Raw genomic sequence first — 8,425 nt, forward strand, 5'->3', positions numbered from 1 at the left:
AGGGAACGCCATGCATCGCCTGAGAATCACCCTGCTGGCCACCGCCCTGCTGGCCGCCGCACCGGCCCTGGCCCAGGTCGGCGCCGACCAGGCCGCTCGCCTCGGCCAGGACCTCACCCCGCTGGGCGCGGAGAAGGCCGGCAATGCGGCAGGCACCATCCCCGCCTGGGACGGCGGCCTGGCCCGCGACAGCGCCGCCTTCGATGCCAAGGCCGGCTACAAGGACCCCTACGCCGCCGACCAGCCGCTGTTCAGCATCAGCGCCGCCAACGCCGAGCAGTACCGAGCCAACCTCAGCCCCGGTCAGCTGGCCATGCTCAAGCGCTACTCCGCGAGCTGGAAGCTCAACGTCTACCCGAGCCGCCGCTCGGCCTCCTACCCGGACAAGGTGTACGCGGCGATCAAGGGCAACGCCACCAGCGCCAAGCTGATCGAGAACGGCAACGGCATCGCGGATTTCCATACCGCCACGCCGTTCCCGATTCCGCAGTCGGCCCTGGAAGTGCTGTGGAACCACCTGGTGCGTTACCGCGGCGACAGCGTCAAGCGCTACTACGCCCAGGCGGTACCGCATGCCAGCGGCGACTATTTCATGACCCAGATCGAGGATCTGTTCCTGTTCAACCAGGACGCCGGCGACTACGCCAAGGACAACGGCAACGTGCTGTTCTATTTCCGTCAGTCGGTTCTGGCGCCCGCACGCCTGGCCGGCACCGAGCTGCTGGTCCACGAGACCGTCAACCAGGTCAAGGAGCCGCGCCTGGCCTGGCTCTATGCCGCCGGCCAGCGCCGCGTGCGGCGCACGCCGAACGTGGCCTATGACTCGCCCGGCACCGCCTCCGAGGGCATGCGCACCACCGACAACTTCGACATGTTCTCCGGTGCGCCGGACAAGTACGACTGGCAACTGGTGGGCAAGCAGGAGCTGTATGTGCCCTACAACAGCTACCGTTTCGCCGCCAAGACCAACAAGTACAGCGACATCGTCAAGCCTGGCCATGTCAATCCGGACCTGCTGCGCTACGAGCTGCACCGCGTCTGGCACGTGCGCGCCACCCTTAAGGCCGGCCAGCGCCACCAGTACAAGCAGCGCGACATGTACTTCGACGAGGACAGCTACCAGATCCTGGTGGTGGACCACTACGACAACCGCGACAACCTGTGGCGGCTTGGCGAGTCCTACACCATCAACCTGTACGACCAGCCGCTGGTATGGACCAAGGGCGACGCCGTATATGACCTGATCGGCGGCCGTTATGTGATCGGCATATTGTCCAATGAAGAACCGGCGGATCAGTTCGATATCGCCCTGAAGCCGACCGACTTCACCCCGGCGCAATTACGCCGCGACAGTCGTCGCTAAGTTAGACGGATATATAAGCGAGTTTAACTTTGCGTAACTTGCAGGTAGTTGCAGACCAGCCGGGAAAGTTCTGCCGGGAGAACTTCCCGCGGGGTCACGCCGAGGCTGCCGACCATGGTGAAGTAGTTCAGCCCGGAGAGCAGCAGATGGGCGCTGAGGTCGGCGGCCTGTTCCGCGGCGGGGTGCCGCAGGCTGTCGCGATGGCCCAGCACGATACGGCCGAAGGCCTGGCCGATGTAGGCATTGAGCTGGTGGAAACGCTCGCGGAACTGGGGGTCCATGGAGCTGCGCCTGATCAGCGCGCGGAGCAGGCCTTCGCTGCCCTCGAACAGGCGCACCACGCCGCGGATGAAGGCCTCCACCTGGGCATCCAGCGGCAGCGGCTGGCGCGTCAGGTCCGCCACCAGGGCGTCGACGGCGGCGCGACTCTGTTCGACGAAGCGCTCGTGCACGGCGTACAGCAGTACGTCCTTGTCGCCGAGCAGACGGTAGAAGGTGCCGACCGAGGACTCGGCCAGTTGGGCAATCTGGGAGATGCCGGTTTCTTCGAAATGGTTATTGGCCAGCAGATCGGCAGCGACGTTCAGGAAGCGTTCCAGAGCCTTCTTGCTGCGTGCCTGGGTGGGACTGGCAATGCTGTACATGATCAATTCTCGATACGGCGCAGGTCGATTCTAGGGGGTTTGCCAGGGCAAGGCAAATAACGCAAGAGCGCAATAAGCGAGCGTCAGAAAGTTATCCGGCCGAGCAACTTAATTCATTGCCGAAGTGTATGTGGCAAGGCTTGGTTATTGTCAGTGAATAATGTAGGGAAGAACTTTCCATGAACTATCTGAACTTGCCCAATGGCCGTTTCGCCTATATCCGCCAGGGCCAGGGTGCGCCCGTACTGCTGTTGCATGGACTGGGCTCTTCACTGCTCGACTGGCAGCCGCAGATCGAGCACCTGGCGCAGCATTGCGAGGTGATCGCCATGGACGTGCGCGGTCATGGCCAGAGCGAGCCGCTGCGGGCCCCGGTGAGCATGGCCGAGCTGGCCGGCGATATCGCCGACTTCATCCGCGCCGTGCAGATCGAGCCGTGCATCCTGGTGGGCATCTCCATGGGTGGCATGCTGAGCTTCCAGCTGCTGGCCGAGCAGCCCGAGCTGGTGCGCGCCGCGGTGGTGATCAACAGTGCGCCGAGCTTCCCCGTCGACTCCTGGAAGGTGCGCGGGCAGATCTGGTTGCGCCTGGGTCTGGTGCGTCTGCTCGGCCTGCCGGCGCTGGCGCGGATGCTGGCTGGCAAGCTGTTCCCCAAGCCGGAACAGCAGGCCCTGCGCGAGCTGGTCGCCGAGCGTCTGGCAAGCAACGACCGCACCTCCTACCTACATGTGATGCGCGCCATTCCCGGCTGGTCGGCGCTGCCGGCGGCAGGGCAGGTGGACGTGCCGCTGCTGGTGATCAGCGGCGACCGCGACTACACCCCATTGGAGTACAAGCGCGCCTACCTGGGCCAGTTGCGCAACGCGCGCCTGGAGGTGATCGAGGACTCCGGCCACGCCACCCCGCTGGACCAGCCGCAGCAGCTGAATCGGCTATTGCAGGCCTTTATCGCCGAGCATTCGGCACCTTTGCCGGCCTGACTCGCCCGCGCCGCGCCGCTACACTGGCCGCAGTTTTCCGCTGCGGCTTTTTCTATGCAATTGCTTCCCTGGTCCCATCCCACTTCTGCCGGCTTCACCCTCACCGGCTGGCACAGCGCGCCGTCTGGCAAGCCGTTGCTGCACTTCCTGCATGGCAATGGCTTCTGCGGGCGCACCTACGAGCCGATGCTAGCCGACCTGGCCGAACACTTCGACCTGTGGCTGTGCGATGTGCAGGGCCATGGCGACACCGAGCACGGTGGCCGCTTCCATGGCTGGAACCGCAGCGCCGAGCTGGCGGTGGAGGCTTTCGAGGCCGGCCGTGGGATCTTCGGCGAGGTGCCGCGCTTCGCCCTCGGCCATAGCTTCGGCGGGGTGCTGACCAGCCTGATCCTGGCGCGCCATCCGCAGCTGTTCCAGCGTGCCGCGCTGCTCGACCCGGTGTTGTTCAGCAAGGCGATGATGGGCGTGATGGCGCTGTCCGAGCTGGTCGGCCTGCACCGGCGCAATGTCATGGCGCAGAAGTCGGCGGCGCGCCGTCGCCACTGGCCGGACCGCGCCAATGCCTTCGCCCTGCTGCAGGGCCGCGGCATCTTCCGCGGCTGGACCGACCCGGCGCTGCAGGCCTATGTCGATCATGCGCTGAAGGAGGCGGTGGAGGGCGGCGTGGAGTTGAAATGCCGGCCGAGCCGCGAAGTGGATATCTTCAGCTCCTTCCCCAAGCGCCTGTGGCCGTCGCTCGGCAAGATCGGCACGCCGACCCTGCTGCTGTACGGCAGCAGGACCTATCCCTTCGTCGGCCAGTCGGCCAAGCGGCTCAGCGGACTGAATCCGGCGGTGAGCATCGCCGAGGTGCCTGGCGGGCACTGCTTCATGCAGGAGCATCCCGCCGATACCGCCGCCCGGGTGCTGGCCTTCCTGCAGTCCGAGGCCTGAGATGGGCGCCAGCCGCGAGGATGTGTGGCTGTCGCTGTCGGAGCTGTGGCTGGACAACCAGCTGGACGAACACGACCACCGCCATATCGCCGACGTGCTGCACGCCAGCGACCTGCCGCTGGCCGAGCTGCAGGCCATCTACCTGCAGGAAGTCGCGCCGCTGCTGTGGGGCAACCACTGGGTCACGGCGGGTGTCTGGAGCGGCTTCGATCCGGTGTGGCTGAGCGCCGGTTGCCGCAGGAATCAGCAACGGCGCAACCGCCGCTGGCATCGCTGGCGCTGCCGCCTGTTGCGCAAGCCGATGACCTACGCGGCCGAGCCGGAGTGGCAGCAGGTGCTGCTGTGCCTGCGGGAGCTGCAGGGCGAGGCTCAGTCGACCCGGCGCTGATCGTCCGGACGCGGGTGGCTGCGCCGCCAGTCGTCGAGCTGGATCACCTTGTCGTCCAGCGGGGGCGGGGCCTGAAACGGATGTGCCTGCAGCTCGATACCGCCGAACTGGCGGCCATACATGCTGATGCTGCCGGTCAGGCGCTGTTCGCCGGTGACGGTGAACTCGAAATCGTAGATGCGCGCCACCCGGCGCTGGCCGCGGGCATCGCGGACCAGGGCCAGGCGACGGAAGGCGACGTTGCCGTCGAGCAGCTCGATATCCAGCTTGGCGCAGTGCTGCTTGGCCAGGGCCAGCGCGCGCTCGCGAATGCCATGGCCGCGCCACAACCAGGCGCAGGCGGTAGCGAACAGCATCAGCAACAGCACATCCAGCAGATCGATCATGGGGGCTCCGGCAGTCACAGGCCCAAGCTTAACCGATCCGTGACGCCGCGCTCAGCCCGCGCTTGAGCCGGCCGAGCTTCTTGGATAGGGTCGCGCCAACGCTTCATCATCGAGAAAAGGACTTTCCATGCATTGCCCCGCCTGCCGCGACTCGCAACTCAAACCGACCAAGCTCGACGACGGCCTGCTGGCCCACGGCTGCGAGCAGTGCTCCGGCGCCCTGGTGGCGCTGCTGTACTACCGCGACTGGGCCGAGCGTACCCCGCACAACGAGGCGGAGGGCGAGCTGCAGGCCGAGCCGGCGAGCGAAACGCCGCAGGCGCTGACCTGCCCGAAGTGCGCCAAGCTGATGAGCAAGTTCCAGATCAGCGGCACCCGCGGCAATCGCCTGGACCTGTGCACCTCCTGCGACGAGGCCTGGCTGGATGGCGGCGAGTGGCAGCTGCTGAAGGCCCTGGAGCTGAGCCGCAAGATGCCGGCGATCTTCAGCGAGGCCTGGCAGCGCCGGGTGCGCCAGGAAAGCGCCGAACAAGCCCGCCGCGAACGTTTCACCCGCCTGGCCGGCGCCGAGGCCGTGGCCCGTGCCGACGAGGTCCGTGCCTGGCTCAAGGACCATCCGCAGCGCCGCGAGCTGCTGCATTACATCGGTCACGAGTGAGGTTGGCGATGAAGAAGTGGCAGAAGATCCTGCTCGGCATCGTGCTGGTGCTGGGTGCGGGCGCCTGGTTGTGGTGGCAGGACGAACCGCTGAATCCGCAGGCCAAGGCCTGGCTGGATGAACCGGCGGCCCCCGCCGACAGCGCGGCCTACTACCAGCTGCTGGGCCTGGATGCGCCCGTCGGCCAGGACCCGCAGACGGTCGGTCGGCAGCTGGTGCAGGCGCATCGGCATTGGCGCGCCGAGCATGGTCCATACGATCAGATGGTTTCTGCTGGCGGCGAGCGCATCGAGTTGCCTGGCAAGGAACTCTGCGCCCTCGGCGAAGCGGGCTGCCTGGAGCAGCTGCGTCAGGATCGCGCGGCGCTGGCCGAGCTGCTGAATCGTCACGGCGAGTTGTTGCGGCGTTACGAGCGCCTGCTGGCGCTGAATGACTACCGCACCCTGAGCCAGCCGAGCATGGACGAGCCGCTGGCCAACTTCACCACCCTGGACCGCGCCAACCGGTTGCGTGGCGCCCAGGCCCTGGCGCTGGCCCTGGACGAGCGCGGCGACGAGGCATTGGCCATCCTGCAGCAGGACGTGCGCCAGCTGCGCGCATGGCTGGCGAGGGCCGACAATCTGATCCTCAAGATGATGCTGGTGAATCAGCTGGGCCGCGACCTGGACACCATCGCCGCGCTACAGCATGCCGGTCTGGTGTCGGCGCCAGCTGCCCAGGCGCCGCTGAGCGAGGCCGAGCGTTCGCTGGAGGCGCCCATGCAGCGCGAGTTCGCCCTGGTGGGCTCCGGGCTGCTGACTCTGGTGGACAGCCCGGAGACTGCGGCTGCACCCAAATGGCGGCTGCTCTTGATGTACAAGCCGCATATGACGGTCAACGACATGCTGTCGGATTACCAGCAAGTGGCTGCCAATTCGCGGCTGGATACTGCGGCCTTCGTCCGCACGGTGAGAGTGCCGTCGCGCAGCGCGCCGAGCCTTTGGCGTCGGGCGCGCAATCCAGTGGGCACGATACTCGGCAGTGTCGCCATGCCCGACTTCAACAAATACCTGGCGCGCCTGCACGACCTTGATGCCAAGCTGGCCTTGTTCAACGCCCTCGGCCAGGCGGTACCGGAGGCAGATAATCCCTACCGACCCGGCCAGCGCGCGAAGTGGGACGCCAAGCGCCAGGCATACTGCTTCACCGGCCCGCTGAAGGACGAGCGGGGCGTGCGCTGCCTGCCCTGGCCTGCGCCGCCCTCGCAATAGCGGCTATGCTTGCACCCGGGGCGCGCTGGCGCCCCTTCCTTTGCCGAAACGGATAGCCGTCCTTGCCGTCGACCCGCCACCTACAGAGCATCGCGCGCCTGGCCCTGCTGGCCATGTTTCTGCTGCTGGCCGCGCCGCTGTTCTCGCAGAGCCTGGCCGCGGCCGCCGCGCCCGCCTGGCTGAGCGAGATGGCCTGCGGCGAGGGCGGGCATGACCAGCTGCCACACGACGCACCGCCCTGGGCCCAGTGCGGCTATTGCACCCTGCTGCTGACCAGCCCGGCGCTGACCGGTCTGCTGCATGGCCTGCAGGGGGCCACGGTGTTCGCGGCCGTCGCTCCGCTGCCAGCCCTATCCAGCGTCCTGCAGCAGTCCGTTACCCCGCACGACGCGCCGCCACGGGCGCCCCCGCACGCCTTCGCCTGATCGTTTACCGACAGGGGCCGCAGAGCCCTTCGATTCGACCATAGCGGAGCATCCCTCGTGAGCAAGCCCAAGGTTTCCTTCTACAACCTGGCCTGGCGCTGGCACTTCTACGCCGGCCTGTTCGTCATTCCCTTCATGATCCTGCTGGCGCTGACCGGCATCGTCTATCTGTTCAAGCCGCAGCTGGACCAGCTGATGTACGCCGAGCTGCTCCAGGTGCAGCCTGCTGGCACCCCGCTGTCCGCCGACCAGCAGCTGGCGCGCCTGCAGCAGGCGCTGCCCCAGGCCCAGGTCAGCCAGTACCTGCCGCCGGCATCCGCCGAGAGCAGCGCGCAGTTCGTCGCCCAGCTCGACGGGCGCAAGACCAACCTGTTCCTCGACCCCTACAGCGGCGCGCTGCTTGGCCAGCAGGACGCGGAGAAAAACCTGCAGGCCATCGCCCGCGCCCTGCACGGCGAGCTGCTGATCGGCCCGCTCGGCGACCGCCTGATCGAGCTGGCGGCCGGCTGGGGCATCGTCCTGGTGGTGTCCGGCCTGTACCTCTGGTGGCCGCGCGGACAGGGCGGCGCCGGTGTGCTGTGGCCGCGCCTGTCGGCGCGCGGGCGCCTGCTGTGGCGCGACCTGCATGCGGTGACCGGGTTCTGGGGCAGCGCCGTGCTGCTGTTCATGCTGCTCACCGGCATGACCTGGACCGGCTTCTGGGGCGCGCAGTTCGCCGGTGCCTGGAACCACTTCCCGGCGGCCATGTGGGATGCGGTGCCGCAGTCCGACCTGCAGGCGCGCAGCCTCAATACGGCGGCCGACCAGACTGTGGCCTGGGCGGTGGAAAATACCCCGCTGCCGCAGTCAGACCCGCATGCCGCGCACAACGGCCATGCTCCGGCCGCCGCGCCGGCCGCGGCCGCGCGCATTGGTCTGCAGAAGGTGGTCGACACCGCCAGCCGCCTCGCCGTGCAGCCGGGCTACAGCGTGACCTTCCCGGCGGACGACAAGGGCGTGTTCACCGTCGCCATCTTCGCCAACGACCCGCGCAACGACGCCACCCTGCACCTGGACCAGTACAGCGGCAAGGTCCTGGCCGATCTGCGCTGGGCCGACTACGGCCTGGTGGCGCGAGCGGTGGAAAGCGGCGCGATGCTGCACGAGGGCAAGATGTTCGGCCTGGCCAACCAGTTGCTGATGCTCGCCGTGTGCCTGCTGATTCTGCTCGGCTCGATCAGTGGCCTGGTGATGTGGTGGAAGCGTCGGCCCCAGGGTCGCATCGGCGTGCCGCCACTGCGTCACGACCTGCCGTTGTGGAAGGGCGGGGTGGCGATCATGTTCGGCCTCGGCCTGCTGTTCCCCCTGGTGGGGGCGTCGCTGCTGTTGGCGCTGCTGCTGGACTGGCTCGGCCAG

The 8,425-nt window shown here is 67.4% G+C and carries 10 protein-coding genes; 8 read left to right on the forward strand and 2 right to left on the reverse strand.

What is annotated here, in order from left to right; translation table 11 throughout:
* Window positions 1–10 precede the first annotated feature (10 nt).
* A complete protein-coding gene (locus tag N7607_RS12190) occupies window positions 11–1,363 on the forward strand; it encodes a DUF1329 domain-containing protein (RefSeq protein WP_279865742.1) in 1,353 nt (450 codons plus the stop codon).
* A 23-nt stretch (window positions 1,364–1,386) separates the two neighbouring features.
* Here N7607_RS12190 and N7607_RS12195 read toward each other — a convergent pair whose 3' ends face one another.
* Entirely contained in the window at window positions 1,387–2,007 is a 621-nt protein-coding gene (locus N7607_RS12195; protein WP_279865741.1) for a TetR/AcrR family transcriptional regulator, read from the reverse strand.
* Window positions 2,008–2,186: 179 nt separating this feature from the next.
* Here N7607_RS12195 and N7607_RS12200 point away from each other — a divergent pair, with 179 nt between their 5' ends.
* The 3 genes from N7607_RS12200 to N7607_RS12210 are packed head-to-tail and all read left to right on the forward strand — an operon-like array spanning window position 2,187 to window position 4,311.
* Window positions 2,187–2,987, forward strand: coding sequence for an alpha/beta hydrolase (locus N7607_RS12200; RefSeq protein WP_279865740.1), 801 nt, complete (start codon window positions 2,187–2,189; stop codon window positions 2,985–2,987).
* 54 nt (window positions 2,988–3,041) lie between these two features.
* Window positions 3,042–3,923, forward strand: coding sequence for an alpha/beta hydrolase (locus tag N7607_RS12205; protein ID WP_279865739.1), 882 nt, complete (start codon window positions 3,042–3,044; stop codon window positions 3,921–3,923).
* 1 nt (window position 3,924) lies between these two features.
* Entirely contained in the window at window positions 3,925–4,311 is a 387-nt protein-coding gene (locus N7607_RS12210; protein ID WP_279865738.1) for a hypothetical protein, read from the forward strand.
* Here the strand turns inward: N7607_RS12210 and N7607_RS12215 are convergent.
* Window positions 4,293–4,697: a DUF3301 domain-containing protein gene (locus tag N7607_RS12215; protein WP_279865737.1), complete on the reverse strand. Its 405-nt coding sequence runs from the start codon at window positions 4,695–4,697 to the stop codon at window positions 4,293–4,295. The genes N7607_RS12210 and N7607_RS12215 overlap by 19 nt on opposite strands.
* A 127-nt stretch (window positions 4,698–4,824) precedes the next feature.
* Between N7607_RS12215 and N7607_RS12220 the strand changes: the two genes are divergently transcribed.
* The 4 genes from N7607_RS12220 to N7607_RS12235 form a co-directional block, all read left to right on the forward strand.
* Window positions 4,825–5,355: a zf-TFIIB domain-containing protein gene (locus N7607_RS12220; protein ID WP_279865736.1), complete on the forward strand. Its 531-nt coding sequence runs from the start codon at window positions 4,825–4,827 to the stop codon at window positions 5,353–5,355.
* 8 nt (window positions 5,356–5,363) lie between these two features.
* Complete coding sequence (locus N7607_RS12225; RefSeq protein ID WP_279865735.1) at window positions 5,364–6,605, forward strand: hypothetical protein; 1,242 nt, start codon at window positions 5,364–5,366, stop codon at window positions 6,603–6,605.
* Window positions 6,606–6,667: 62 nt separating this feature from the next.
* Window positions 6,668–7,030, forward strand: coding sequence for a DUF2946 family protein (locus tag N7607_RS12230; protein WP_279865734.1), 363 nt, complete (start codon window positions 6,668–6,670; stop codon window positions 7,028–7,030).
* A gap of 57 nt (window positions 7,031–7,087) precedes the next feature.
* A partial coding sequence (locus tag N7607_RS12235; RefSeq protein WP_279924024.1) for a PepSY domain-containing protein occupies window positions 7,088–8,425 on the forward strand: 1,338 nt, incomplete at its 3' end.

Origin of the sequence: Pseudomonas sp. GD04019 (assembly GCF_029837695.1) — a bacterium.
Taxonomy (GTDB): Bacteria; Pseudomonadota; Gammaproteobacteria; order Pseudomonadales; family Pseudomonadaceae; genus Aquipseudomonas.

What these genes read in the sequence shown, in the direction of transcription:
- N7607_RS12190 (WP_279865742.1), top strand. Translation starts at nt 11, where the DNA reads ATGCATCGCCTGAGAATCACCCTGCTGGCCACCGCCCTGCTGGCCGCC.
- N7607_RS12195 (WP_279865741.1), bottom strand. Translation starts at nt 2,007, where the DNA reads ATGTACAGCATTGCCAGTCCCACCCAGGCACGCAGCAAGAAGGCTCTG.
- N7607_RS12200 (WP_279865740.1), top strand. Translation starts at nt 2,187, where the DNA reads ATGAACTATCTGAACTTGCCCAATGGCCGTTTCGCCTATATCCGCCAG.
- N7607_RS12205 (WP_279865739.1), top strand. Translation starts at nt 3,042, where the DNA reads ATGCAATTGCTTCCCTGGTCCCATCCCACTTCTGCCGGCTTCACCCTC.
- N7607_RS12210 (WP_279865738.1), top strand. Translation starts at nt 3,925, where the DNA reads ATGGGCGCCAGCCGCGAGGATGTGTGGCTGTCGCTGTCGGAGCTGTGG.
- N7607_RS12215 (WP_279865737.1), bottom strand. Translation starts at nt 4,697, where the DNA reads ATGATCGATCTGCTGGATGTGCTGTTGCTGATGCTGTTCGCTACCGCC.
- N7607_RS12220 (WP_279865736.1), top strand. Translation starts at nt 4,825, where the DNA reads ATGCATTGCCCCGCCTGCCGCGACTCGCAACTCAAACCGACCAAGCTC.
- N7607_RS12225 (WP_279865735.1), top strand. Translation starts at nt 5,364, where the DNA reads ATGAAGAAGTGGCAGAAGATCCTGCTCGGCATCGTGCTGGTGCTGGGT.